21 protein-coding genes and 1 pseudogene are annotated in these 25,678 nt (G+C 60.2%); 9 read left to right on the top strand and 13 right to left on the bottom strand.

Going from position 1 to position 25,678, the window contains the following annotated elements:
• Positions 1 to 68: 68 nt before the first annotated feature.
• The 3 genes from BLU26_RS13270 to BLU26_RS13260 all read right to left on the bottom strand — a co-directional run bounded on the left by BLU26_RS13270 (position 69) and on the right by BLU26_RS13260 (position 1,633).
• Positions 69 to 611: a DUF924 family protein gene (locus tag BLU26_RS13270; protein ID WP_092287381.1), complete on the bottom strand. Its 543-nt coding sequence runs from the start codon at positions 609 to 611 to the stop codon at positions 69 to 71.
• Entirely contained in the window at positions 612 to 1,139 is a 528-nt protein-coding gene (locus BLU26_RS13265; protein ID WP_092287380.1) for a DinB family protein, read from the bottom strand. It lies immediately after the preceding gene.
• Between the two features lie 68 nt (positions 1,140 to 1,207).
• Positions 1,208 to 1,633, bottom strand: a complete 426-nt coding sequence (locus BLU26_RS13260) for a VOC family protein (RefSeq protein WP_092287379.1) — start codon at positions 1,631 to 1,633, stop codon at positions 1,208 to 1,210.
• A 276-nt stretch (positions 1,634 to 1,909) separates the two neighbouring features.
• On the opposite strand from BLU26_RS13260, the gene BLU26_RS13255 reads away from it, so the two are divergent.
• A complete protein-coding gene (locus BLU26_RS13255; RefSeq protein ID WP_231701948.1) occupies positions 1,910 to 3,262 on the top strand; it encodes a KamA family radical SAM protein in 1,353 nt (450 codons plus the stop codon).
• Positions 3,263 to 3,360: 98 nt separating this feature from the next.
• On the opposite strand, the pseudogene BLU26_RS13250 reads toward BLU26_RS13255, so the two are convergent.
• The 5 genes and pseudogenes from BLU26_RS13250 to thiI form a co-directional block, all read right to left on the bottom strand.
• Positions 3,361 to 3,855: pseudogene (locus tag BLU26_RS13250) on the bottom strand (hypothetical protein).
• A gap of 179 nt (positions 3,856 to 4,034) precedes the next feature.
• On the bottom strand, positions 4,035 to 4,952 hold the full coding sequence (locus tag BLU26_RS13245; protein ID WP_092287378.1) for an alpha/beta hydrolase family protein: 918 nt from the start codon (positions 4,950 to 4,952) through the stop codon (positions 4,035 to 4,037).
• A gap of 518 nt (positions 4,953 to 5,470) precedes the next feature.
• Positions 5,471 to 6,322, bottom strand: coding sequence for an alpha/beta hydrolase family protein (locus BLU26_RS13240; RefSeq protein ID WP_231701947.1), 852 nt, complete (start codon positions 6,320 to 6,322; stop codon positions 5,471 to 5,473).
• A 487-nt stretch (positions 6,323 to 6,809) separates the two neighbouring features.
• Positions 6,810 to 8,621 (bottom strand): translational GTPase TypA, encoded by a 1,812-nt coding sequence (gene typA, locus BLU26_RS13235; RefSeq protein ID WP_092287376.1) that lies wholly within the window; start codon positions 8,619 to 8,621, stop codon positions 6,810 to 6,812.
• 167 nt (positions 8,622 to 8,788) lie between these two features.
• Positions 8,789 to 10,246, bottom strand: a complete 1,458-nt coding sequence (gene thiI, locus BLU26_RS13230; RefSeq protein WP_092287375.1) for a tRNA uracil 4-sulfurtransferase ThiI — start codon at positions 10,244 to 10,246, stop codon at positions 8,789 to 8,791.
• A gap of 311 nt (positions 10,247 to 10,557) precedes the next feature.
• Here thiI and glnA point away from each other — a divergent pair, with 311 nt between their 5' ends.
• The 5 genes from glnA (at position 10,558) to trmL (ending at position 16,574) form a co-directional block, all read left to right on the top strand.
• Positions 10,558 to 11,961 carry a glutamate--ammonia ligase gene (gene glnA / locus BLU26_RS13225; protein ID WP_092287374.1) on the top strand — a complete coding sequence of 468 codons (1,404 nt, stop codon included), beginning with the start codon at positions 10,558 to 10,560 and terminating at the stop codon, positions 11,959 to 11,961.
• A gap of 154 nt (positions 11,962 to 12,115) precedes the next feature.
• The gene (locus BLU26_RS13220; RefSeq protein WP_157719367.1) at positions 12,116 to 12,775 is read left to right on the top strand and encodes a DUF4124 domain-containing protein; all 660 of its coding nucleotides are present in this window, start codon (positions 12,116 to 12,118) and stop codon (positions 12,773 to 12,775) included.
• A 328-nt stretch (positions 12,776 to 13,103) separates the two neighbouring features.
• Positions 13,104 to 14,183: a nitrogen regulation protein NR(II) gene (gene glnL / locus BLU26_RS13215; RefSeq protein ID WP_092287372.1), complete on the top strand. Its 1,080-nt coding sequence runs from the start codon at positions 13,104 to 13,106 to the stop codon at positions 14,181 to 14,183.
• Between the two features lie 165 nt (positions 14,184 to 14,348).
• Positions 14,349 to 15,791: a nitrogen regulation protein NR(I) gene (gene ntrC / locus BLU26_RS13210; RefSeq protein WP_092287371.1), complete on the top strand. Its 1,443-nt coding sequence runs from the start codon at positions 14,349 to 14,351 to the stop codon at positions 15,789 to 15,791.
• A 318-nt stretch (positions 15,792 to 16,109) separates the two neighbouring features.
• Positions 16,110 to 16,574 carry a tRNA (uridine(34)/cytosine(34)/5-carboxymethylaminomethyluridine(34)-2'-O)-methyltransferase TrmL gene (trmL, locus tag BLU26_RS13205; protein ID WP_092287370.1) on the top strand — a complete coding sequence of 155 codons (465 nt, stop codon included), beginning with the start codon at positions 16,110 to 16,112 and terminating at the stop codon, positions 16,572 to 16,574.
• A gap of 182 nt (positions 16,575 to 16,756) precedes the next feature.
• On the opposite strand, the gene BLU26_RS13200 is transcribed toward trmL, so the two are convergent.
• A complete protein-coding gene (locus BLU26_RS13200; protein ID WP_092287369.1) occupies positions 16,757 to 17,734 on the bottom strand; it encodes an NADPH:quinone oxidoreductase family protein in 978 nt (325 codons plus the stop codon).
• 319 nt (positions 17,735 to 18,053) lie between these two features.
• Here BLU26_RS13200 and BLU26_RS13195 point away from each other — a divergent pair, with 319 nt between their 5' ends.
• Positions 18,054 to 18,464 (top strand): flagellar basal body-associated FliL family protein, encoded by a 411-nt coding sequence (locus BLU26_RS13195; protein WP_092287368.1) that lies wholly within the window; start codon positions 18,054 to 18,056, stop codon positions 18,462 to 18,464.
• 42 nt (positions 18,465 to 18,506) lie between these two features.
• On the opposite strand, the gene gshA is transcribed toward BLU26_RS13195, so the two are convergent.
• From gshA to BLU26_RS13180, 3 genes are all read right to left on the bottom strand, one after another.
• A complete protein-coding gene (gene gshA, locus BLU26_RS13190) occupies positions 18,507 to 20,084 on the bottom strand; it encodes a glutamate--cysteine ligase (RefSeq protein WP_092287367.1) in 1,578 nt (525 codons plus the stop codon).
• Between the two features lie 84 nt (positions 20,085 to 20,168).
• Positions 20,169 to 20,573 (bottom strand): PaaI family thioesterase, encoded by a 405-nt coding sequence (locus tag BLU26_RS13185; protein ID WP_157719366.1) that lies wholly within the window; start codon positions 20,571 to 20,573, stop codon positions 20,169 to 20,171.
• A gap of 4 nt (positions 20,574 to 20,577) precedes the next feature.
• On the bottom strand, positions 20,578 to 22,905 hold the full coding sequence (locus tag BLU26_RS13180) for a Tex family protein (RefSeq protein WP_092287365.1): 2,328 nt from the start codon (positions 22,903 to 22,905) through the stop codon (positions 20,578 to 20,580).
• Positions 22,906 to 23,140: 235 nt separating this feature from the next.
• Between BLU26_RS13180 and ompR the strand changes: the two genes are divergently transcribed.
• Both ompR and BLU26_RS13170 read left to right on the top strand, forming a co-directional pair.
• A complete protein-coding gene (gene ompR, locus BLU26_RS13175) occupies positions 23,141 to 23,863 on the top strand; it encodes an osmolarity response regulator transcription factor OmpR (protein ID WP_092287364.1) in 723 nt (240 codons plus the stop codon).
• Entirely contained in the window at positions 23,860 to 25,161 is a 1,302-nt protein-coding gene (locus BLU26_RS13170) for an ATP-binding protein (protein ID WP_231701946.1), read from the top strand. Before ompR ends, BLU26_RS13170 begins: the two co-directional genes overlap by 4 nt.
• Here BLU26_RS13170 and BLU26_RS13165 read toward each other — a convergent pair whose 3' ends face one another.
• Positions 25,162 to 25,638, bottom strand: coding sequence for a chemotaxis protein CheW (locus BLU26_RS13165; protein WP_092287363.1), 477 nt, complete (start codon positions 25,636 to 25,638; stop codon positions 25,162 to 25,164). It lies immediately after the preceding gene.
• Between the last annotated feature and the right edge of the window lie 40 nt (positions 25,639 to 25,678).

The following is a 25,678-nucleotide window of genomic DNA, read 5'->3' as shown; positions in this document are numbered from 1 at the left end:
GCCTAACGCAGCCGCCCTAAAGGCAGCCTATACAGTTTGCCGCGCGCCGGGCGCAACAGTCTCAGGACTCAGAAGCTGGAATCGTCGGTTTGTAGAAAGGCCGCCTCTTCCGCCGTGGTAGGTCGCAGCAGAATGCCGTTGCGATGCGGGTATCGGCCAAAGCGCTCGATGATGCGCTTGTGCTGCAACTCCGAGCGCAGGTTATCCTCCAGGCCAGGCGTGCTGAACAACTTGACCGCCTGCTCATGAATACGCAGCGACTCGCTGTGCATGAAAGGCATATACATGAAAGCTCGGAGCTTGACCGGCAACTGCTGGTCGATACCCTCCGCAACGGCCTCCTGCGCCAGCACCAGGGCCATACCATCACTGGCGAAGGCGCGCGGTGTATCGCGCCAGATGTTGCGTGAAAACTGATCGAGCACAATGATCTCGGCCAGACGGCCCAGCGGCGTGCTGCGCCAGTTCACCAGCTCCGCGCGCTCGGCGCGCTCGTGCAGCGAACCAAAACGTTCACGAATGAAGCGATCCAGCCCCGGGTCCTTGCGCCACCACTGCACCGGCTTCAACTCGGTAAACCAGAATTCAAGCACCTCATCCACTGCCGCCACTCAGTTCTCCTCTTGCCATTCGGGGGTTACCAGGGCAACGCCCGGCATATGAATAAGATCGGTCAAACCGGGATCGGTTCCACATTGCGACAACAGCGTGGTGAGCTGCCCACGGTGATGGGTCTGGTGATTGAAGAAGTGGCTGAGCACCACCGACATCGGATAACGGCGCGGCTGTGGGTTTATCAGGCTGGTGTAGCTGAACTCACCGGCGATGCGGTGCTCGCTCAGCGTCGCCACCCAATCGATGATCTGCTGGTCAAGCTGTGCGCGCGCGACGCGCAGCTCGGCCAGCGTGGCGTAAAGCTCGGTATCCAGCGAGGGCACATTGAAGGGCTGACCGGTGAAGCGGCCGAACCAGACCCGATCGGCCAGCAGCAGATGGTTGAGCGTACCGTGAATGGAATGGAAAAAGGCGCCACGATCAAGACGGTACTCCGCCTCGGGCAAAGTCTCGCAGAGCGCGTAAAGGCGCTGATTCATCCATTGGTTATAGGCTGCGAGCGTGGCATAGGGTTGCTGCGGCATGGGCGCCTCCATGGCGATGAGGTAACACTTTGCGGCCTTGAGGGTAGCGGGTCACAAAGCCCGACAGACTACCCCGGCTCGGCGGTAAAACCGCGACATACCACGGCCAGTTTGTTGCCATCGGGGTCGCGGACATAAGCGCTGTAAAAATCCGGATTATACTGCGGCCGCAACGCCGGTTCGCCCTCGCTGCTGCCGCCGTTGGCCAACGCCGCCGCATGAAAGGCACGCACCTGAGCCCAGTTGCTGGCTTTCAGCGCCACCATGCTGCCATTGCCTACGCTGGGCGGCTGACCGTTGAACGGTTCGCACAGCCATAGCGCCAACTCCTCGGCCCCCTGATCACGGTACAACCCCCAACCCGCCCAACCCTGCCAATCGACCTCCTCACCTGGCGTAGCACAACGTTGTATGCCCAGCGCCGCCATCACCGGATCGTAAAAACCAATGCTGCTCTGCAGATCGCGGGTGCCCAGGGTTATATAGGAAAACATAGTCGCTCCATACCAGAATGACCCAGCGTCTCAGCATAGCCTTGCCCAGCACAGCCGGTCACTATTTAGACATCAATACATTATTTCGCTATCATTACCGGCCGCTGAGCAATCAGCCCATCACAATGCCCGATCGCTTTTTACGCATATATCGGCGCTTTTATGCGTTAACCGCCTAGGTTAATGACTGATTTGAGTGAACCCCACCTGCACGCCAGCGCTCCGGCATTGGCGTGACAAAATGCTTTTGATCTGAAAATACGTTGAATACAAACTATGCCGAACTCCAATATCCTGGCGATTGCCACGCCGGACGCGCCGACCTTTGACGCCAACAACGTCAGCCATCAACGCTTCAAGGTGTTTACCGCCAAGCAGTTGAATCAGATTCCCCAGTTACAGTCACTCAGCCCGGACCAACGCTTCGAGATGCAGGTGGTGGCCAGCGTACTGCCCTTTCGCGTCAATCAGTATGTGATTGACGAACTGATCAACTGGCAGAACGTACCCCAGGATCCGATTTTTCAGCTCACCTTCCCCCAGCGCGGCATGCTCAAACCCGAGCACTACGACCGGGTCGCCGAAGCGCTGAGCAATGGCGCTGATCAACCGACGCTCAAGAGCATCATCAGCGAGGTACGCGCGGAGCTGAATCCGCATCCTGCCGGCCAGCTGGAGCACAACATTCCCACGCTCAACGGTGCAGTGGTTGAAGGCCTGCAGCATAAATACCGCGAGACGGTATTGTTCTTTCCCAGCTCGGGTCAGGTCTGCCACAGCTACTGCACCTTCTGTTTCCGCTGGGCGCAGTTCGTCGGCGACAAGGATCTGAAGATCGCCGCGCGTGAATCCAACCAGTTGCAGGATTACCTGCGTGAACACCCGGAAGTGACCGACGTTCTGGTGACCGGTGGTGATCCGCTGGTGATGAAAACGCGCAACCTGCGCGCTTACCTGGAACCGCTGCTGAGCGCGGAGTTTGCGCATATTCGCACCATTCGCATCGGCTCCAAGGCCCTGACGTTCTGGCCCCAACGGGTGGTCACCGATGACGACGCCGAAGACCTGCTCGCGCTGTTCCGCGAGATTCAGGCCGCTGGCAAGCACCTGGCGCTGATGGCGCACTACAACCATTGGCAGGAGCTGGAGCCCGAGATCGCCCGCGAAGCGATCCGCCGCGTGCGCGAAACCGGCGCGCAGATCCGCGCCCAGGGGCCGCTGCTGGCGCACATCAACGACAGTGCCGAGGTCTGGGCACGGCTGTGGCAGACTCAGGTCGAGCTGGGGATTATTCCCTACTACATGTTTGTCGAACGTGACACCGGCGCGCGCCACTACTTTGAGGTGCCGCTGATCAAGGCGTGGGAAATTTACCGCGACGCCCTGCAAAGCGTCTCGGGCATCGCGCGTACCGCTCGCGGCCCATCCATGAGTTCACATCCCGGCAAGGTCGAAATTCAGGGCGTGACGGAAATCCACGGCGAGAAGGTGATCGCCCTGCGCATGATCCAGGGCCGCAACCCGGACTGGGTGCAACGCCCCTTCTTTGCCAAATACAACGCGGAGGCCACCTGGCTCAATCACCTCGAGCCGGCCTTTGGGGAAAAGTCGTTTTTCTTCGACGACTGACCAAGAGCCCGCCACCCGGCGGGCTTTTTTGATAGCTCTGTTTCACGCACCGAGCCTGAGTCACCTTGCCCCGCGTGCGTGAGCCGGCGCGCGCTGGCTTATTCTGGCAGCGGCAATTGTATCCACAACGCAAATAACCCCAGAAACACCCAGAAGCCACAAAACAGCCAGGGCGAGCGTTTGGAAAATGCCAGCGCTTTGCGCTGCCCGGTGAAGCTCGAATCCCTGTCTGAAAACAGCGGAAACTCGTCGTAAGCCTCACCAAACACCGAGTCGCATTGCAGCAAGCCGCTCCGCTTGGGATACCAATGATCGATGATGTCGCAGGCCGCCTTGATGCCCGGCCAGGCGCTCAAGGAGCAAAGAATGCCGAACAGCGCCAGGGTCGCCGGCACGACCAGCGTGAACAACTCGCCCCAGCGCAGGATGTTGTAGGCCATGCAGGAAGCATAGGCAATCACCAGAAAGGATTACGCCGTCAGATAGGCATTGGTGCGACTGGACAGGTTGCCGGTTTCGTTGAATATTTGCCGCCGATAGAACTCCAGACGCTCGCGAGGGGGGGGGTGCCAGCATCTGCAATTGCGGATCAGCCAGTGGCGGCTCAGGCTTGTGTGGGTGGATGATCATTGCCAGCCTCACGTTGTTTCTGTTCGTGGCCCGTTGCAATCCAGACAGCGCCTTGGCCCTGTGTGCTCCCGGCGCTGGCGTGCCGGGCAGAAACGACAACGCCGCCCTAATGAGGGCGGCGTTGTGGTGCAGCAGGCTCTGATTAGTACGGGCAGTTGCCGCGGTACTCGGAAATGCTGTAATCAGACTCGTGGTTAGGACCGCAAAGGAACTGCTTGTAACGGTCATCCTCGTCCAGGTGCAGCTTCATCCAGGACACACCCAAGCGACCCAGCACGTCGTTGTTGGTGCCGCCACCGTTACCGCAGTAATGGCTACCGTTGTTGATTTCAACAAAAGCTTTGTCGATATCCGACGGCAGCGCGTTGTAGAAGGGTGACGCGTGCTGGCCTACCGGTGCGATGATGTCCGACTCGCAGGCGAAAATCAGCGTAGGCGCTTCTACGCGGCGCGCGTAGTAGCTGGAGGTATCCCAGGGGGCCAACGGAATCGCAGCCTTGATGCGGCCCTGACCGGCAACACGAATGGTGCCGCCGCCACCCATAGACCAGCCAACCACGCCCAGGCGGTTGGTGTCGATCTTGCCGCGGACCGGGCTACCGGTGCGGGTATTCTGGTCTACCAGATAATCCAGTGCATTGTTGATCTGAGTGGCACGACTACCTGGCTGGTCGAAACCGGAATTGGTATCGATGGTCATGACCACGAAGCCATAGGACGCCAGTTTCGGCCCCCACCAGTCGATCGACGATTCAGCTGACACAAAGCCAGGAATGACCACCACAGCCGCCATGGTGCCGGTGGTGCCAGTGGGGTAATGGATGGTACCGCCGCCAAAGCCGCTTACCAGGCTGGAAACCCGCTCGGTTGAGACGCTGTGCTGACCCCGGCTGGCCTCAAGGAAGCTTACGCTCGGAGCCGGGCCACGTTGGTAGCTGGAGTTGCCATTGCCCGGATCAGTCGGGGGTGGCGTGGGGTTGGTTGCAAAGGCCGGCAGTGCGCACAGCAGCGCTGCGCTGGCCACCATGGCGCGAAATGCTTTTTTGGGCATCATAGTCATGTTGTTATTCCGGTTCAGGTTGATTGTTTTTATTTGCACTGCCTTCCAGCAAGTGGAACTAACGACAGCGACCGCCGGATGATTAGAACTCAATAGCAAGTTAGGCAGAATCACCCATTCATGGGATATAACAACGACCAACCCAAACCTGGAAAAACAGAATAATGCTTATAAATCATTAGGTTGCAATAAATAAACTAAAAAAAATACAACTTATCGAGAAAACTTAATACTACTTTTATTTTCGAACGATCATTCATTAAAGTTTAAAAACTTCCAACTTGGCTAACCCAAACGGGTGAACTTCCGCGGCACCACCACACACTTGGAACGACATATATCAGGGTTCATGACCGCGTAGCCGCCGACCGACCTTACGCCTCCCCCATTGACCACTGCACAGGCCCGAGGCGCGCGGGCTGGGCCCCGAAACCCAGTGCAAAACTGGTGAGGCATAAAAAAGCGCCGGCCCTGCGATTGCAGGGCCGGCGCTCAGACCACAACACGCCTACTACCTATTAGTAGACGCAGTTACCACGGTACTCAGAAATGCTGTAGTCGGACTCGTGGTTCGGGCCACAGAGGAACTGCTTATAGCGGGTATCCTCGTCGAGGTACATTTTCATCCAGGAAACGCCCAGACGGCCCAGCACGTCGTCGTTGGTGCCACCGCCGTTGCCGCAATAATGGGTACCATTGTTGAGCTCGACGAAGGCCTTATCGATATCAGAGGGCAACGCGTTGTAGAACGGCGATGCGTGCTGGCCAACCGGCGCGATCACATCGGCTTCACAAGCGAAGATCAGCGTTGGCGCCTCGGCACGGCGCGCATAGAGACTGCTGGTATCCCAGGGCGCCAGCGGAATGGCTGCCTTGATCCGACCCTCGCTGGCGACACGAATAGTCCCGCCGCCACCCATGGACCAACCCACAACGCCCAGGCGGTTGACGTCGATCATGCCCTGCACCGGGCTCCCGTTGTCGGTGTTCTGATCGACCAGGTAATCCAGCGCGGCATTGATCTGAGTCGCACGGCTTGGCGGCTGATCAAAGCCGGTATTGGTATCGATAGTCATCACCACAAAACCGTATGACGCCAGCTTCGGCCCCCACCATTCGATCGAAGACTCAGCCGAAACAAAACCTGGAATAACCACGATGGCGCCCATGGTACCGGTCGCGTCTTCAGGGTAATGAATGGTGCCACCACCGAAGCCACCGACCAGGGCTGAAACACGCTCTGTTTCAACCGAGTATTGACCGCGCGCCGCCTCCAGGAAGCTCACAGTCGGGTCGGGGCCGCGCTGATAACCTTCGCCGGTACCCGGGTCTACCGGTGGCGGGTTGTTCGCCATAGCAACCGAGGACATCAATAGGGCGCTGCTGGCAAGAAGGGTGACAAGGGTGCTTTTCTGCTTATTGTTGATCATTCGTAAAACTCTCCGTCTTCATTGTTGTTGTAGCTGCGAAAAATGACTCGCCGTATACAAACGACTACCGAACGGGATAAAGCTGCCTGGTGAGACACACCTTACGAATGTCTTAACTCGAACTAACTCACCTATTTGGGCGAGCAAAAATCGATTTCTGCACACTCCGTCACTGCATTGACCTACAAGGGGAGATGAAGGCGATGTGAGGCGCTAGAGTAACTGCCGATGGCCGCTGTGATTGGCAACTATCGTACGGGTATCAAGCTGCCTGCTTTGGCTCAGCGATAGCGTATTTCACTGTGCCATCCGTGCCTGCATAGATCGCCAGGACGCGATGCAATAGCGGCGCCAGAGATGCGCCGGCAGACACAAAAAAGCCCCGCCGGGTTTACCCGAGCGGGGCTTCCTTTTACCAATTCGGGACTTAGCCCTTGTTGGCGCGCTTACGCTCGTTTTCGTTGAGCAACTTCTTGCGCAGACGAATCGACTTGGGCGTCACTTCTACCAGCTCGTCGTCGTCAATGAACTCCAGCGCCTGCTCCAGGGTAAACTTGATCGGCGGCACCAGGGCAATGGTTTCATCCTTGCCCGAGGCACGCATGTTGTCGAGTTTCTTGCCCTTGGTCGGGTTGATCACCAGGTCGTTGTCACGGCTGTGAATACCGGCCAGCTGACCTTCATAGATATCCTGACCCGGCTCCAGGAACAGCTTGCCGCGATCCTGCAGGGTTTCCAGCGAGTAGGTCAGCGCCTTGCCGGTGGCCATGGAAACCAGCACGCCATTCTGACGCTGGCCCACATCACCCAGCTTGACCGCACCGTAGTGGCTGAAGGTACTGGTCATGATGCCGGAACCCGAGGTCATTGTCAGGAAGGTGTTGCGGAAGCCGATCAGGCCACGCGCCGGGATGGTGTATTCCAGGCGAATACGGCCCTTGCCATCCGGGACCATGTTGGACAGATCGCCCTTGCGCAGACCCATCTGCTCCATGATCGGACCCTGGTGCTGCTCTTCGATGTCGATGATGACGTTCTCGTAGGGCTCCTGCTTTTCACCGTCGACTTCCTTGATAACCACTTCCGGGCGGGAAATCCCCAGCTCGAAGCCTTCACGGCGCATGGTTTCAATCAGTACCGACAGGTGCAGCTCGCCACGACCGGAGACCTTGAACTTGTCAGCGCTGTCGCCTTCTTCAACGCGCAGTGCCACGTTGTGCAGCAGTTCTTTTTCCAGACGCTCTTTGATGTTGCGGCTGGTGACGAATTTGCCTTCCTTGCCAGCGAACGGTGAGTCGTTGACCTGGAAGGTCATGCTCACGGTGGGCTCGTCTACGGTCAGAGCGGGCATGGCTTCGACGTTCTGCTGGTCGCACAGGGTGTCGGAGATGAACAGCGGATCGAAGCCGCTGATGCAGATGATGTCGCCAGCTTGCGCTTCTTCTACTTCGACGCGCTGCAGACCGTGGTGACCCATGATCTTGAGGATACGGCCGTTACGCTTCTTGCCGCTGGCGTCGATTGAGGTGACCGGGCTGTTGGCCTTGATCTTGCCACGACGGATGCGGCCAATGCCGATCACACCGAGGAAGCTGTTGTAGTCCAGCGCGGAAATCTGCATCTGGAAAGGGCCGTCCAGATCGACGTCTGGCGACGGCACGCGGTCAACCACGGTCTGGAACAGCGGCGTCAGGTCTTCGGACATCTCTTCGGGATCCATACCGGCAATGCCGTTGATCGCGGAGGCATAAACGAAGGGGAAGTCCAGCTGCTCGTCGGTAGCACCCAGGCTGTCGAACAGATCGAATACCTGATCGATCACCCAGTCAGGGCGCGCGCCCGGACGGTCGATCTTGTTTACCACCACGATGGGGCGCAGACCGGCCTGGAAGGCTTTCTGGGTTACGAAGCGGGTTTGCGGCATGGGGCCGTCAACCGCATCAACCAGCAGCAGTACCGAGTCAACCATGGACATTACCCGCTCAACTTCGCCACCAAAGTCGGCGTGGCCGGGGGTGTCGACGATGTTGATGTGGTAACCGTTCCAGTTGATGGCGGTGTTCTTCGCCAGGATGGTAATGCCGCGTTCCTTTTCCTGGTCGTTTGAGTCCATGATGCGCTCAGAGTCCAGCTCCTTGCGGTCCAGCGTGCCGGACTGGCGCAGGAGGGCATCAACCAGGGTAGTTTTACCGTGGTCAACGTGGGCGATAATGGCGATATTACGGAGATTCTCGATCACTATGGACGTCCTGGATGGCGCGGCACTGGCCGGCTAACTGGAAAAAAGAGGTGGGCATTATACAGACCCGGACGTGACAGTGTATGTTTTTTGCACGCCCAGGCCCAATTGCACCGCGCTAACAGGCAGAAAAACTGCCCAGCGGTGCTTTTCAGGTAACTGCAGGCTCACTGCTTCGGCAGTCGCAGCACTCGCACGTTGCCGTGCCCGGAATCGAGTAAATATTGCGCATGCAGGTGGCTCATCACCCCCTTTTCGCAATACAACAGGTAGGCGCGCGAATCATCCAGCGTTGCGAAAGCACTGCTCAGGCTATAGAACGGCACCGGTTTGACCTCGACGCCGTCCAACTTCAGCGGCCGCGCTTCTTGCTCGTCGGGGGGACGGATGTCGAGTACCACCTGCCCAGCCAATGCGGTACTTACCACCTCGACCTCAGCACCGCCCTCCGGCACCTGATCGAGCTCACTGCAATCGCTGTAACTGGCGTTCTGCACCGCTTCCTTGAGCACGTCAAAATCAAAGCAGGCCTCAACCTCTTCTACCTTGGCTAGCGTAGTACGGATGGCCGGGCCCACCGAGATCACGCCGCAGTACTCCGGCATGCTGCTGGAAAACTCCAATGTGCCAATGCGCCGCGCGGTATCGATGATATCCAGCTTGGCGGTGGTGATCAGCGGGCGGATCACAAAGCGTTCAGCGGCGTTGTCGATCACGCTCAGGTTGGGCAGGGTCTGACTGGCGACCTGAGCGATGGCCTCGCCGGTGACCAGCGCATCGATATTCAGGCGGTAAGCCACTCGGTCCGCGGCGCGCAGCATCATGCGCTTGAGCACCACGCCCATCTGGCTGTTTTCCACGTTCTGCAGGATTTCCGCAACCACCCCTTCAAAGGGCACGCTGACGAAGCGCAGGCGATGGCTGGCGGCATAACGCTCCCACAAATAGTGCGCAACCTGGCGCACGCCCAACTCATGGGCGCGACCACCCAGGTTAAAGAACACAAAGTGGGGCAACAGGCCACGCTGCAGCATCTGGTAGCTGGCTACGGTAGAGTCGAAGCCACCAGAAAGCAGGCTCAACACCGGCTCCATGGTGCCCAGCGGGAAACCACCCATGCCCTGATGTCGTGCCTGGATCAGGAACACCCGCTCATTACGAATCTCAATCTGCACCACGACCTCGGGTGCCTTCAGCGAAACCCCGGCAGCGCCGCAGCGCTGATTCAGCGCGCTACCGACCTTGATGCCGACATCCTGCGAGCTGAAATCATGCGTCCCTACGCGCTTGCAGCGTACCGAAAACCACTTGCCACGCACCTGCTCGCCCAGCGTGGCGACACACAGCTCTGCCAGCTCATCCAGCGTGCCCAAAGGGTATTCGTGCACCTCATGACAATGCGCTATGCCGGGCGTGTTTTTCAGCCGCTCAATGCAGCGCTGCTGCAACGCCGGATCAGCGCCCAGGTTGACCTCCAGGCTATCCCAATTGCCATTGACCCGGGCATCCGGGTCAATATCGCGCAACAGACGCTTCAGGTTCGCTTTCAGCTGGGCCACGAAGCGCTTGCGCACCTGGCGGGATTTGATGGTGATTTCGGGGAAGAATTTGATGATCAGTTTCATGGGATTGGTGTAAGGTGCGCAAAGCCTCGCATTATACCCTAGAGTGGTAGCGGGGCGCGCGGCAGCATCCACACAGGCATAGCACCAAAAAAGTGCATAGATCCCAGCATCTGCACTTAATAGGTGCGCCATAATGGTGCGCTTTGACGCTTTTTTGAGCAAAGCCCGGCAAGAATGGGCCTTTCGGGCCATGCTCCGAAATGGCACACCTTTTGCTCACTTGTAATGCAACCGATGTGCGGACCCGATCCGCTCGAATTAAAGAGGCGCCAGGCCAGATGCCTGGCAAACGATTCCTTTTGGAGGAAACCATGTCGAAAACGATGCAACTGATCAAAGAGTATGACGTGAAGTGGGTTGACCTGCGCTTCACTGATACCAAAGGCAAGCAGCAGCACGTCACTATGCCTGCTCGTGATGTCAAAGATGACTTCTTCGAAGAAGGCAAGATGTTCGACGGTTCCTCTATTGCTGGCTGGAAAGGCATCGAAGCTTCCGACATGATCCTCATGCCCGATGACAGCACCGCGGTCATGGACCCCTTCACCGAAGAGCCTACTCTGATCCTGGTTTGCGACATCATCGAGCCTTCTACCATGCAAGGCTACGAGCGCGACCCACGCGGCATCGCCAAGCGTTGCGAAGAGTATCTGAAGTCCACCGGCATCGGTGACACCGTCTTTGTTGGCCCAGAGCCTGAATTCTTCGTTTTCGACGAAGTGAAGTTCAAGTCCGACATCTCTGGCTCCATGTTCAAGATCTACTCCGAGCAGGCCTCCTGGAACACTGACGGCGACTTCGAAACTGGCAACAAGGGCCACCGCCCTGGCGTTAAAGGTGGTTACTTCCCGGTTCCTCCGGTCGACCACGATCACGAAGTCCGTACTGCCATGTGTAATGCCATGGAAGAAATGGGCCTGACCATCGAAGTTCATCACCACGAAGTGGCAACTGCTGGTCAGAACGAAATCGGCGTCATGTTCAACACGCTGGTAGCCAAGGGCGACGAAGTACAGACCCTGAAGTACTGCGTACACAACGTTGCCGACGCTTTCGGCAAGACCGCTACCTTCATGCCCAAGCCACTGTACGGTGACAACGGCTCCGGTATGCACGTACACATGTCTATCGCCAAAGACGGCAAGAACACCTTCGCTGGCGAAGGCTACTCCGGCCTTTCCGACACTGCCCTGTACTTCATTGGCGGTATCATCAAGCACGGTAAGGCACTGAACGCGTTCACCAACCCGTCTACCAACAGCTACAAGCGTCTGGTCCCTGGCTTCGAAGCTCCGGTCATGCTGGCGTACTCCGCCCGCAACCGTTCCGCCTCGATCCGTATTCCTTACGTTTCCAGCCCGAAAGCCCGCCGCATCGAAGCACGCTTCCCTGATCCGGCTGCCAACCCCTACCTGTGCTTCGCGGCACTGCTGATGGCTGGCCTGGACGGTATCCAGAACAAGATCCACCCTGGCGATGCTGCCGATAAGAACCTGTATGACTTGCCGCCGGAAGAAGCGAATCAGATCCCACAGGTTTGCGGTAGCCTGAAAGAGGCACTGGAGTCTCTGGACGCTGACCGCGAGTTCCTGACCAAGGGCGATGTCTTCACCAATGACTTCATCGACGCCTACATGGAGCTCAAGAGCGCCGAAGAGATCAAGGTTCGCACCTTCGTTCACCCGCTGGAATACGACCTGTATTACAGCTGCTGAACCTGGCGCAAGCCCGGTAGTCAAAAAAGGGTGCCCTTTCGGGCGCCCTTTTTTTACGCCTGTCGCCCGGAGCCACAGGGCGATGGCGGGAGGCCTGCTCTCGGGCTATAAAGAGTACTGCAAGGATGGGCGATGGCCCCCAGGAGAAAAGACCATGTTGAAAAAGTCAGGCATTGCCCTGTCGCTGCTATTACTCAGCGGCATCAGCGTCAGTGCGGCAGCCAGCGATGTGTATACGTGGACGGACGAACAGGGCAATCGGATTTACTCTGATCAGCCCAACCCCAAGTCCACCAAAGTCGAGGTTGGCCCCACCAACAGCATCGAGCCGCCCAAGCCTATTCCGGCGTTCGAATCCCGCAACAACGATAACAGCAACGCAAGCACCAGCGCCGCCAGCAGCGCCGGATACCGCAGCCTGACCATTACCAGCCCCCCCAACGATACCGCCGTGCGGGCCAACGATGGCAACATAACCCTCACCGTGAGCGTAGATCCGCCGCTGCGCATGGGCAGCCTGTTGCGCGCCCAGGTCGATGGCAACTTGAATGAACAGGCGATTCCCGGCAGCGGCCAACCTACCGCCACCCTGACCCTGCCGAACCTGGATCGCGGCAGCCACGAGGTGAGCGCCGTGATCATGGACACCAAAGGACAGGTACTGCTGTCCAGCGAGCCGGTCACCATCCACGTCCAGCGCACCTCGTTGAATCAGCCTGGCCGGGTGGGCAACCCGAATCAGGCGCCGATGGCGCCCGCAGCGCCTACCGCACCGAACGTGCCCAAGCCACCCGCGAACCCCGGCAGTAATTAACCCCCCTCGGCGCGGCAGTATCAACCGCCGCGCCAGCGCTACGCACTATTTTTGTGCATACTCCCTGTTGCAGGCTCCAATTCGTGCGCCAAAGGTTGGCGCAGCTTTTGCCAATGCCATCCTAGTGCCACCACAGAGGGCCGGCTAAGCCTAACGTCACGACCGCGCAGTACACGCTGAAGGCGCCTAATTCAAGGCGTGCAGCTACGCCCGTCGAGCACTGCAGCGGAAAGCCACACAAAGGAGCAAAAGAAAAACCCGAGCGCCGCATTTGCGCCCCGAATTGGTTCGCTTCTTGCATTTCTCTGCCCAAACCATGGATATAGCTATGCTGCCTGATCGATTTTTACGCCAGATCCTCGACAACCTGACCACCGCCGTGCTCTTGCTCGATGGCGACTTGCGCCTGAGCTTCATGAACCCGGCGGCGGAAATGTTGCTGGCAGTCAGCGGCCAACGGGTGTTCCAGCAGCCGGTGAGTGAACTGTTTACCGACACCGCCGCCGCTCTGGAATCACTCCACAACGCGGTAGAGAACGCCCACCCCTTTACCAAGCGCGAAGCGCAGCTGAGTTTGACCAACGGGCAGACGCTGATGGTGGATTACTCGGTAACCCCCATCATGGCTGCTAATCGTAACTGGCTGCTGATCGAGCTATACCCGCGTGATCGGCTGCTGCGCATTACCAAGGAAGAGGCGCAACTGTCCAAGCAGGAAGTCACCAAGGTGCTGGTACGCGGCCTGGCCCACGAGATCAAGAACCCACTGGGCGGGATTCGCGGCGCGGCGCAGTTATTGGCCCGCGAGCTGCCGGAGGAGTCGCTCAAGGACTACACCGACGTCATCATCGAAGAGGCTGACCGCCTGCGCAATCTGGTCGACAGCATGCTCGGGCCCTATCGCCCCCCGGCGCTGCGCCCGATCAACATTCATGAGATCACCGAGCGGGTTTGCAGCCTGATCGAGGCCGAAACCCAGGGCGTACTCAAGCTCAAGCGCGACTATGACCCCAGCATCCCGGACATCAATGCCGACCGCGAGCAGCTGATTCAGGCGCTGCTCAATATCGTCCGTAACGCCATGCAGGCAATTGCCGAGCACCGCCCGCTGGAGCAGGGCTGTATTACCCTGCGTACCCGGGCGCTGCGCCAGTTCACCATCGGCCAGACCCGCTACCGCCTGGTCTGCCGCCTGGAAGTGATCGACAACGGCCCCGGCATCCCCTCGGACATCGTCGAAAGCATCTTTTACCCGATGGTCAGTGGCCGCGCCGAAGGCACTGGCCTGGGGCTGTCGATCACGCAGAACATCATCGGCCAGCATCAGGGCCTGATCGAATGTGACAGCGAACCGGGCTGCACCACCTTCACCCTGTTCCTGCCGTTGGAAAAGGACATAAGTGACTGATTTGCCTTGCAACAAAGTTTACCCAGCGCGTCGATTCGGGCTTCTGCCCCGCCGCCCTAGCCTGATACCGAATCAAGCCGCCACCGGCGCGCGAGTTCGCTGTCATTGATTAACGAGCCTTGTCTCAACTGCCTGCCGGCTGCACCGGAACTGGAGAACTGATTTATGACCCGCTCACCCAATCGTGCTGAAAATGTCTGGATCGTCGATGACGATCGCTCCATTCGCTGGGTTCTGGAGAAGGCCCTGCAACAGGAAGGCATGGAGCCGGTGAGCTTCGACAGCGCAGACGCCGCTCTGTCACGCCTGCAGCGCCAACACCCGGATGTGCTGATCAGTGATATCCGCATGCCCGGCACCAGCGGTCTTGATCTGCTGGCCAGCATTCGTGAACGCCACCCCAAGCTGCCGGTGATCATCATGACGGCGCACTCGGACCTCGACAGCGCGGTCGCCTCTTACCAGGGTGGCGCGTTCGAGTACCTGCCCAAGCCCTTTGACGTCGACGAAGCCGTAGCCCTGGTACGCCGCGCACTGGCCCACACCTACGAACAGGAATCGCAGGAAGAGGAGCTGGATCAGACCCGGACGCCGGAAATCATTGGCGAAGCCCCGGCCATGCAGGAAGTGTTTCGCGCCATCGGCCGGCTTTCCCATTCCAATATCACCGTGCTGATCAACGGCGAATCCGGTACCGGTAAAGAACTGGTGGCGCACGCGCTGCACCGCCATAGCCCGCGCGCGCGCAACCCCTTCATTGCCCTGAACATGGCCGCAATCCCCAAGGATCTGATGGAGTCCGAGCTGTTCGGCCACGAGAAAGGCGCCTTTACCGGCGCCAGCGTGCAGCGCCGCGGCCGCTTTGAGCAGGCCGATGGCGGCACTCTGTTTCTCGATGAAATCGGCGACATGCCAGCGGAAACCCAGACCCGATTGCTACGCGTACTGGCCGATGGCGAGTTTTACCGCGTGGGCGGACACACGCCGATCAAGGTCGACGTGCGCATCATCGCCGCTACCCACCAGAATCTCGAAGGCCTGGTACAGGCCGGCAAGTTCCGTGAGGATCTATTCCACCGCCTCAACGTGATTCGCATCCATATTCCCAAGCTGGCCGAACGCCGCGAAGACATCCCGGCACTGGCCCAGCACTTTCTGGCCAAGGCAGCGCAGGAGCTGGCCGTTGAACCCAAGGTGCTCAAACAGCAAACCCAGGACTACCTGCGCAACCTGCCGTGGCCGGGCAACGTACGCCAGCTGGAAAACACCTGCCGCTGGATCACCGTCATGGCCTCCAGCCGCGAGGTGTTGATAGAAGACCTGCCCCCAGAAATGCTCACCCAGCACCAGGACAGTGCGCCGGATGGCCACTGGGAGCACGGTTTGCGCACCTGGGCCGACCAGGAACTGGCCCGCGGCGTGACCAACCTGCTGGACATTGCGGTACCCGCGTTCGAGCGCATCATGATCGAAACGGCCCTCAAACACACCGCCGGCAGACGCCGCGATGCCGCGCAGTTACTGGGCTGGGGCCGCAACACCCTGACCCGCAAGATCAAGGAACTGGGCATGAATGTGGACGGCTCCGACGACGACGAAAGCGAATAAAGTACGCCCGGAGTAAAACTGGCACGCTTGATGCTAAATGACTAATGGGTGTATTTGGGGTGACCTCGGTTCAGGCAGGCTGGGGTCGCCTTTTTTTATGGGCGATTGAAAAGCAGCTGGAAGCTGGAAGCAAACCCAGCCCGGAGCGCTTTAGGCTGCCAGCCGTTATCTTTAGCCACCCGCCCAATACCAACACCCGCCCCTACTCGGACCGCCTCTAGCTTCTAGCTTGCGGCTTGCGGCTTGCGGCTTGCGGCTTGCGGCTTGCGGCTACGCGAGCCTAAACTGCCCTCCCGCTGCCAGCTTGATGCCTTTACCATGTTTCATATCGCCCTGCTTGAACCCGAAATTCCGCCCAATACCGGCAACATCATTCGCTTGTGCGCCAATACCGGCTGCCAACTTCACCTGATCGAACCGCTGGGCTTTGAGCTGGATGACAAGCGCCTGCGCCGGGCGGGGCTGGATTACCACGAGTTTGCCGCGGTCAAAACCTATCCCAACCTCGATGCCTGCCTGCAAGCGGTGGAACCCAATCGCGTTTTTGCCTTGAGTACCAAGGGCACGCAGAACTTCAGCGAGGTTCAGTTCGCTGCCGGTGACCTGTTTCTGTTCGGCCCAGAGAGTCGCGGCCTACCAGTTGAGGTGCGTGAGGCGTTGCCCGCGGACCAGGTGCTGCGCATCCCCATGCGCCCTGACAGCCGCAGCCTGAATCTGTCGAACAGCGCAGCAATTCTTATTTATGAAGCGTGGCGACAGCTGGGGTATGGGGGCGCGCTTTAGCGCGCCCCGCCTCAAGCCTCATCAGGGTGTGTTCGGCGACGGTAGCGTCATATGCCTTCTGCGAGCTTTACAGTCGTTCGTCGCCTAAAAAAACCCGCGCGATTCAACACCGCGCGGGTTTTTTCTTGCAGCTTGAGGCTTGAAGCTTGTGGCTTCCCGCCAGGGCCAGCCTGCAGCGGGCCTTAGCGGGTCTTAACGACCACCTTGCCAACCGCCTGACGTGAACTGAGGATGTTCAGCGCGTCTTCATACTGGTTCAGCTCATAGGTCTTGGACACCAGCGGCTTTAGCTTGCCCTCACTGTGCCAGGCAAACAGCTGCTGGAAGTTCTCCAGGTTGGCCTGCGGCTCGCGCGCGGCAAAGGCACCCCAGAACACGCCAACGATGGAGGAGCCCTTAAGCAGCGCCAGGTTGATCGGGAACTCCGGGATACGGCCGCTGGCAAAGCCAACCACCAGCAGACGGCCTTTCCAGTTGATGCTGCGTACCGCTTGGTCAAACAGGTCGCCACCGACCGGATCGTAGATCACGTCAGCGCCCTGGCCGTTGGTCAGCTCCTTGACCGCATCCTTGAGGCTGACTTCGCTGTAATTGATCAGTTCGTCAGCACCCGCAGCCTTGGCCACTTCGAGCTTCTCGGCGCTGGAGGCGGCGGCAATCACGCGCGCGCCCATGGCCTTGCCAATCTCTACTGCGGCCAGGCCCACACCACCAGAGGCGCCCAGCACCAGCAGGGTCTCACCCGGCTGCAGATCGCCGCGCTGCTTGAGTGCGTGCATGGAGGTGCCGTAGGTCATGCTGAAGCCGGAGGCGGTCACGTAGTCCATATCATCGGGCATCGGCAGCACACGCATGGCGTCGGTAGCGACCTTTTCGGCAAAGCTGCCAAAGCCGGTCAGACCCATGACGCGGTCACCGACTTTCAGGTGCTTGACCTTGTCGCCGACGCTGGCGACCACGCCGGCCGCTTCACCACCCGGAGAAAACGGGAAGGGTGGCTTGACCTGATACTTGCCCTCGATGATCAGGGTGTCAGGGAAGTTAACGCCGGCGGCATGAATATCGATAACGACTTCGTTGGGCTTGGCAACCGGATCAGCAGTTTCTTCCAGTACCAGGCTGCTGGCAGGACCATAGGCTTTGCATAGAACAGCTTTCATTGTTGTCTCCTTGGCTCGAGCAGGTTGTCAAAAGTAGCCGGGGGTCAGAGCGTGCGAAGGTGGTTGGGCAAGGGTAATTCACCTGAAGCAAATACCTATTACGCTGTCTTCTTCAACGCCGGACTGGCAGGCAGCGCGTTCTGCAACGCTCCGCCGTGGCTAGGATGCGCACAGTCTAGACGTTTACCCCGCACAGGGGTCAATCACCATGCCCTGAAGTGATGGGTATGCATAACATCGACACTAGCCTGTGCGCAGGACATTTGGCGCCGCTGCGCTGCTCGGCTATCCTGTGGCCATATTACTGGAGCTCCAAACCATGCTACGCAGACACCTTCCCTTGCTGTTCCTCGTTGCCGCCCTGCTGCCGCTCAGCGCCAGCGCGGAAGAGGAAGAAGCCAGCCCCGCCAGCACTACCGCCTACGTGGAGATGAAACCTTCGTTTGTCGGCACCATCGGCACCGGACCACGGATTCAGTACCTCAAAGCCGATGTTGCGCTGCGCACTGAAGACCCGGCGGCCGTCGCCAAGATTGAGTACCACGATCCGCTGATCCGCAACGCACTGGTGACCCTGTTCGCCCGTCAGACCGTCGACGATCTGGTTTCGCTGGAAGGCAAGGAGGCGTTACGCGCCCGCGCACTCGAAGCGGTGCAGACGGTATTAACCGAGGAAGAAGGTGCGCCGCTGGTAGATGACCTGCTGTTTACCAACCTGATCGTACAGTAAGCCTTCCGGCGCCGCCCTTGGCTGACGGCGCCGGCCACGACCTCAGACCCGCTGACTCAGGTAGCGATCGACATAGGTGTCAAAGTCGATGTTGTCGCTCGCTTCAATCTCTTGTTGCTCCGCCACCGACTTGGCGGCAATCGCCTCGCAACGCGCCTGTTCCTCGGCCGCCAACGGCCGCGCCCGGAAGTAACGGTTGTGCTCCTCAGACTGGGCCAGAGCAAAGCGGAAAAAACTATCCCCCTGCTCACTGATAGCTGCCAGCACCCGCGCGGACGGCGTTCGGCTGGCATCAGCCAGTTTCTCGCGCTGCTCGGCAATACTGGCGCTGAAGTCCTGGCTGTCATGCGCGCTGTCGAGCGCTTCGGCACAGGCGGCGATGCTGTCTAGCAGCGCGTCACCCCACTCGGCCAAACTGCGCGCCTGCCCGCCATCCTGCAGCTGCAGACCCGGCTCACGGCCACGCTTGACCGTCAGATTGAAGTTGTCAGCGGTCGCCTGGCACTCGCCATCTTCCAGCTGAGGGCTGTCCTGCAAGGCACAGAACAGCAGGAAGCTGTCCATGAAGTGCGCCGTCGCCGGGTCCACGCCCAGGGGCGCGAAGGGGTCGATATCCAGGCAACGTACCTCGATGTACTCGACGCCCCGCTCGGCCAAGGCATGCACCGGCTTTTCGCCGCTTTGCGCCACGCGCTTGGGCCGAATCGGGCTGTAGAATTCGTTTTCGATCTGCAGCAGGTTGGTATTCAGTTGCTGCCACTCGCCCTGGGCGTCATGCGTACCCAACTTGGCGTAGGGCGCGTACGGCAGGCTGATAGCATCCAGCATGCTGGCGATGTAGTTATCCAGGCTGTTGTAGCAGATGTTCAGGCCTGACTGGGCGTTGTTGTTGTAGCCCAGATCGCTCATGCGCAGGCTGGTGGCGTACGGCAGATACAGGCTCTTTTCGCCGAGACTTTGCAGGCGATGATCACGGCCCTGCAGGAAACTGGCACAGACCGCCGGCGAGGCGCCGAACAGGTACATCAGCAGCCAGGCGTAGCGACGGAAATTACGGATCAGTGCGAAATAGCGCTCGGATTGGTAATCCTGCTCGCTGCGCAGGTCCTGCTCGCGCTCGCGCAGCAGCGCCCAGAGCGCCGGTGGCAGCGAAAAGTTGTAATGCACCCCGGCAATACACTGCATCGCCTTGCCGTAACGGATGGCCAGGCCACGGCGATAGACATGCTTGAGCGTGCCGACATTGGAGGTGCCGTACCAGGCAATCGGGATCTCGTTGTCGGTGGCCGGCAGTCGGCACGGCATGGACTGATTCCATAGCCGCTCGTCACCGAGCTGGCTATAGGTAAAGCGGTGCACTTCATCCAGGTTGCCAAACAGCTCATCGATACTGCGGCTGACCGGGGTGATCAGCTCGATCAGCGCCTCGGAATAGTCGGTAGTGATGCTCGGGTGGGTCAGCGCCGAGCCCAGCCCCGCCGGGTGCACACTGTGCACCAACACCCCTTCTGCAGTTACCCGCAGGCTTTCCTTTTCGATGCCGTGGCGGCAATCGGTCAGCAGGGCCGCCAGCGCTGGATCGCGCAGCAGGCCCAGACGTTCACTCAGCGTTGGTGACAAGGTGTCACTCCTCGGTTGTAGCACCACCCGACACCCGCCGGATGGCATCTTGATCAGTATAGAAGGCGCAGGCCCTTGCGCTCGTTACAGGCGGGCAAAGGTGCCCAGGCATTTGGCGACCAGCGCGCCCTCCTGCCAGACCTCGCCGTCGACCACAATGGTACGCGTACCGGCGTGCACTACCTTGCCGGTGCATTCCAGCTCGCCGCCGACTACCGCGCGAGTGTAGTTGATCTTGCATTCGATGGTCGCGGTACTTTCATGCGCCTCAAGCACACTGAAAGCAGCGGCGCCCATGGCCGAATCCAGCAGAGTAAAGACCACACCGCCGTGCACTCGTTTGGTCGAGTTGAAATGTTTATCGCCAATCGGCAAACGCAGGGTGCAGCTGCCACGCTCGATAGCAGCAAATTCGATACCCACCAAAGCGGTAAACTCGCTGGTACGTTGCGCGGCAAACGCCGCCAGTGCCGGGTGTAAGTCGCTCATGGCATCACCTTTTCTTTTTCGCATTGGCAAACAGGCTGGCGAAAGTGCCCTCGGGCGAGGGTTTGGCCTGGCTGTTGGTTTTGGCGTTGTGTTTGTTGCCCTGGTTGCGAGCGCGGCTGCGCTCGGCGGGCGACTCGCTCTTGTCTCCCGCCGCGGGCGGGCTATCGTTCAGGCGCATACTCAGGCTGATGCGCTGACGCGGGATGTCCACCTCCATCACCTTGACCTTGACGATGTCGCCGGCCTTGACCACGTCGCGCGGGTCCTTGATGAACTGCTCCGAGAGCATGGAGATATGCACCAGGCCGTCCTGATGCACACCGATGTCGACAAAGGCACCAAAGTTGGCAACGTTGGTGACCACGCCTTCCAGGGTCATGCCGGGCTTGAGGTCCTTGAGGCTTTCCACGCCCTCCTGGAACTCGGCAGCCTTGAACTCCGGGCGCGGGTCGCGGCCGGGCTTGTCCAGCTCCTTGAGTATGTCGGTGATCGTGGGCACACCAAAGTGCTCGTCGGTATAGCGCGCCGGTTCCAGCTTGCGCAGGAAGGCCGAATCGCCGATCAGGCCACGCACATCGCGGCCGGTTTCCTCGGCGATGCGGGTCACCAGCGGATAAGCCTCCGGGTGCACCGCAGAGGCGTCCAGCGGGTTGTCGCCGTTCATTACGCGCAGGAAGCCCGCCGCCTGCTCGAAGGTCTTGTCACCCAGACGGCTGACTTTGAGCAACTGCTTGCGGTTCTGGAAGGCACCGTGCTGGTCGCGGTAGTCGACAATGTTCTGCGCGATGCTCGGGTTAAGGCCTGACACGCGGGTCAGCAGCGCCGCCGATGCCGTGTTGAGGTCCACCCCCACGGCGTTCACACAGTCTTCGACCACGGCATCCAGTCCGCGCGCCAGTTTCACCTGCGATACGTCGTGCTGATACTGGCCCACGCCGATGGCCTTGGGTTCGATCTTCACCAGCTCGGCCAGCGGATCCTGCAGGCGACGGGCGATAGACACGGCGCCGCGGTAGGTCACGTCCAGGTCAGGGAATTCCTTGGCAGCCAGCTCCGACGCGGAATACACCGATGCGCCTGCCTCCGACACCATCACCTTCTGCATGGCCTGGCCGCTGCACAGCTTGATCAGCTCGGCGGCCAGCTTGTCGGTCTCGCGCGAGGCTGTGCCGTTACCCACGGCAATCAGGCTGACCTGGTGCTGGCTGCACAGCGCGGCCAGGGTCGCCAGAGAGCGATCCCAGTCGTTACGCGGCGCATGCGGGAAGATGGTCGCGGTATCCAACAGCTTGCCGGTGGCATCCACTACTACGACCTTGACGCCGGTGCGCAGCCCGGGATCCAGCCCCAGGGTAATGCGCGGGCCCGCCGGTGCCGACAACAGCAGGTCCTTGAGGTTGCTGGCGAAGACACGGATGGCCTCATCTTCGGCGCCTTCACGCAGCTCGCCCAGCAGCTCGGTTTCCAGGTGGCCAAGCAACTTCACTCGCCAGGTCCAACGGACCACCTCGGCCAGCCACTTGTCTGCCGCGCGGCCCTGATTATCGATCTCGACCGCCTGCGCAATGATGCCTTCGCACGGGTGCATGGCGCCGACTACCGGGGCCTCGTCGCCCAACTCCAGGGCAATGCTCAACACGCCCTCGTTGCGCCCACGCAAAATGGCCAGCGCGCGGTGCGAGGGCACCTTGGCCAGCGGTTCGTCATACTCGAAATAGTCGCTGAACTTGGCGCCTTCCTGCTCCTTGCCGGCCACCAGACGCGAGACCACGCGGCCCTCTTCGCGCAACGCGCGGCGCAGCTTGTCGAGCAGCGCGGCATTCTCGCTGAAGCGCTCCATCAGAATGTACTTGGCGCCGTCCAGTGCGGCCTTGCTGTCGGCCACGCCCTTGTCGGCATCAATATAGGCAGCCGCCTGGGCTTCCGGGTCCAGCGTGGGGTCGGCGTAGAGCGCCTCGGCCAATGGTTCCAGGCCGGCCTCAATGGCGATCTGGCCCTTGGTGCGGCGTTTGGGCTTGTAGGGCAGGTAGAGATCTTCCAGCCGGGTCTTGGTGTCGGCCTGGCGGATGTCGCGCTCCAGCTCGGGGGTGAGCTTGTCCTGCTCGGCGATGCTCGACAGCACCGCGGCGCGGCGATCCTCGAGTTCACGCAGATAGCGCAGACGCTCTTCCAGGTAACGCAGCTGGGTATCATCCAGGCTACCGGTGACTTCCTTGCGGTAACGGGCGATAAAGGGAACACTGGCGCCTTCATCCAGCAGGCCAACGGTGGCCTCTACTTGTTCGGGACGCACCGACAGTTCGGCGGCGATGCGTGCGGCAATACTCTGCATGGGCAATCAATTCCACAAGTCGCGGTAACGGCCGGGCAGTATAACCGAGAGAGCGGCTCAGGTCGGCACTCTGATGGCGCTCTGGAGGCAATCTACCCGCGTTATCAGCAAGCTGGATAGCACGACCATAACAGGGTAAAAGTAGGCGAAAAGAAACCTCTTGTAACAATGGCCAGACCGCAATCAATGCGGCCTTGGGTCACAATGCGGGCTTAACATTTCAGGCAGGTAAAGCATGACGAGCGAAGGCGAAAAAATCCTGATTGTCGACGATGACGTGCGTTTGCGGCGCTTGCTCGAACGCTTTCTGGGTGAACAGGGCTACCGGGTACGCGCAGTGGAAGACACCGAGCAGATGGATCGTCTGCTGGCGCGCGAGATCTACTCGCTTATCGTTCTCGACCTGATGCTGCCGGGCGAGGACGGCATGACCGCCTGCGCGCGCCTGCGCACCGAGGGCAATACCACCCCGATCATCATGCTGACCGCCAAGGGCGATGAGACCAGCCGCATTCAGGGTCTTGAGATCGGCGCCGACGACTACCTGCCAAAACCCTTCAACCCACGTGAGCTGGTCGCGCGCATGAAGGCCGTGCTGCGGCGGCAGCTGCCGCAGGTACCGGGCGCGCCCAGCACCGACGACGATCAGGTCACCTTCGGCGAGTTTGTGCTCAATCTGGCCACCCGCGAACTCAAGCGCGGCAACGAAGTGAACATGCTGACCACCGGCGAGTTTGCCGTGCTCAAGGCGCTGGTGCGGCATCCGCGCGAACCCCTGACCCGCGACAAACTGATGCAACTGGCACGCGGTCGTGAATGGGACGCGCTGGAACGCTCGATTGACGTGCAGATCTCGCGCCTGCGCCGCATGCTCGAACCCGATCCGTCCAAACCCCGCTACATCCAGACTGTCTGGGGTGTGGGCTACGTCTTTGTACCGGACGGCCAGAGCGCGTGAAGGGCGGCCCCGGCTGGCACCCTCTGCTGCCGCGCAGTTTCTTTGCCCGCACCATCCTGCTGGTACTGCTGGTCACCCTGTTTTCCAAGCTGCTGACGCTGGTTTATCTGCTCAGCAACGAGGACCTGCTGGTCGACCGCCAGTACAGCCACGGCACCGCCATGCTGGTGCGCGCCTACTGGGCCAGCAGCCCGGAGACCCGGCGCGATATCGAAGAGATGACCGGCATGCGCGTAACCGTGCCGGAACAGGTGCCGCAGGGCGAGTTTCACTGGCCATACTCGGGCATATTCACCCATCAGCTACGTGATGAACTGGGCGACCAGACGCAGGTACGGGTGCAGACGCAGAGCCAACCGGCGGTGTGGATTCATCAGCCGGCCTACGGCGAATACTGGCTCAAGGTGCCACTTTACGCGCATCCGCTACGTGGCCAGCGCGTATGGATGGTGGTGACCTGGCTGGTATTGATCGGCATGCTCTCGACCGCTGCCGCCTGGTTGCTGGTTCGCCAGTTGAACCAGCCGTTGAAGACGCTGGAGGGCGCTGCCCGCAGTATCGGTCAGGGCAAGCGCGTCAGGCTGCTGGACAACAGCGGGCCCTCGGAAATCGCCGAGGTATATCGCGCGTTCAACCAGATGGCTCAGGACGTGGAACAGGCCAGCCGCGATCGGTCGATGCTGCTGGCTGGGGTATCGCATGACTTGCGTACACCGCTGACCCGCATGCGGTTATCGACCGAACTGCTGTCGGGCGCCGAGCCGGAATTAACCGACGGCATGATCCGCGACATCGAAGACATGGACGCGATTCTCGACCAATTCATGGCCTACATCCGTGACGGTAGCGCGGAAGCCAGCGAGGCGGCCGATATCAATGAGCTGATCCGCGAGGTGGTCGCCCCACTCAACGCCAACGGCGAGACCGTGCGCCTGTGCCTGCAACCGGTGCCGGCGTTCGAGTTTCGCCGTCTGTCGATCAAGCGGGTGCTGACCAACTTGATCGACAACGCGTTGGTGCACGGCGGTTCGGGGGTGGAAGTCTGTACCTATCTGCAGCATGTTGGTGCGCAGCAGCGGCTGGTGGTCAGCGTGCTGGACCGCGGGCCCGGCGTGGAGTTGCTGGAAGACGATGCGCTGTTCAGCCCTTTCATCCGCGGCGATCAGGCCCGTTCAACACGCGGCACCGGGCTGGGGCTGGCCATCGTCAAACGTATCACCGACAGCCACGGCGCCACAGTGCAGTTGCTCAACCGGGTGGGCGGCGGTACCGAAGCGCGCCTGACCTTTACGCTCTGATCAACGGGCGCGGCGCAACAGGCCCGCCTGCTCCAGCGAGCGCTCAATGGCTGACAGGTCGGGAATCAGAAACTCGCCCGGCTCGTCGGCCACGCGCACGCGCTGCAGCACGTAGCTGCTGCCGCCGCCCGTCGGCTCCAGCTCGGCACGCGAGAGGCGCCGCGCACGCGGAATACCCCACACCCGCATACCGATAAAGTTCAGCCCGGGCACCCCCTCCAGCGCGTTGAGGATCAGCGTACGGGGTTGCGCTTCCATTGCCGGCTCAGCGCCATCAGCCAACAAGTTGTCGAGATCGACCATCGGCACCTGCTGATCGCGCCACAACGTCCAGCCCAGAAACCACTCAGGCCCCTGCGACGCCGACTGACTCAAGCGATACCCCACCAGCTCCGCGACCGCCACGTTGGGTAGCAGCAGCGACCTGTTCGCCAGCGGTATGATCAGGCCGTTAAGGCTTTCCAGCACATCCGACATCGTTAGCCATCCTCATTGAATTGCGTGTAACCCTGGGCGC

Origin of the sequence: Halopseudomonas sabulinigri, assembly GCF_900105255.1 — a bacterium.
In the GTDB taxonomy this organism is placed as follows: domain Bacteria; phylum Pseudomonadota; class Gammaproteobacteria; order Pseudomonadales; family Pseudomonadaceae; genus Halopseudomonas; species Halopseudomonas sabulinigri.
This window is presented reverse-complemented; position numbering and strand designations above follow the sequence as displayed.

Coding starts and splice junctions, on each gene's coding strand:
- BLU26_RS13265 (WP_092287380.1), bottom strand. CDS start 1,139: ATGCCGCAGCAACCCTATGCCACGCTCGCAGCCTATAACCAATGGATG.
- BLU26_RS13260 (WP_092287379.1), bottom strand. CDS start 1,633: ATGTTTTCCTATATAACCCTGGGCACCCGCGATCTGCAGAGCAGCATT.
- BLU26_RS13255 (WP_231701948.1), top strand. CDS start 1,910: ATGCCGAACTCCAATATCCTGGCGATTGCCACGCCGGACGCGCCGACC.
- BLU26_RS13245 (WP_092287378.1), bottom strand. CDS start 4,952: ATGACTATGATGCCCAAAAAAGCATTTCGCGCCATGGTGGCCAGCGCA.
- BLU26_RS13240 (WP_231701947.1), bottom strand. CDS start 6,322: ATGTCCTCGGTTGCTATGGCGAACAACCCGCCACCGGTAGACCCGGGT.
- thiI (WP_092287375.1), bottom strand. CDS start 10,246: ATGAAACTGATCATCAAATTCTTCCCCGAAATCACCATCAAATCCCGC.
- glnA (WP_092287374.1), top strand. CDS start 10,558: ATGTCGAAAACGATGCAACTGATCAAAGAGTATGACGTGAAGTGGGTT.
- BLU26_RS13220 (WP_157719367.1), top strand. CDS start 12,116: ATGTTGAAAAAGTCAGGCATTGCCCTGTCGCTGCTATTACTCAGCGGC.
- glnL (WP_092287372.1), top strand. CDS start 13,104: ATGCTGCCTGATCGATTTTTACGCCAGATCCTCGACAACCTGACCACC.
- ntrC (WP_092287371.1), top strand. CDS start 14,349: ATGACCCGCTCACCCAATCGTGCTGAAAATGTCTGGATCGTCGATGAC.
- trmL (WP_092287370.1), top strand. CDS start 16,110: ATGTTTCATATCGCCCTGCTTGAACCCGAAATTCCGCCCAATACCGGC.
- BLU26_RS13200 (WP_092287369.1), bottom strand. CDS start 17,734: ATGAAAGCTGTTCTATGCAAAGCCTATGGTCCTGCCAGCAGCCTGGTA.
- BLU26_RS13195 (WP_092287368.1), top strand. CDS start 18,054: ATGCTACGCAGACACCTTCCCTTGCTGTTCCTCGTTGCCGCCCTGCTG.
- BLU26_RS13185 (WP_157719366.1), bottom strand. CDS start 20,573: ATGAGCGACTTACACCCGGCACTGGCGGCGTTTGCCGCGCAACGTACC.
- BLU26_RS13180 (WP_092287365.1), bottom strand. CDS start 22,905: ATGCAGAGTATTGCCGCACGCATCGCCGCCGAACTGTCGGTGCGTCCC.
- ompR (WP_092287364.1), top strand. CDS start 23,141: ATGACGAGCGAAGGCGAAAAAATCCTGATTGTCGACGATGACGTGCGT.
- BLU26_RS13165 (WP_092287363.1), bottom strand. CDS start 25,638: ATGTCGGATGTGCTGGAAAGCCTTAACGGCCTGATCATACCGCTGGCG.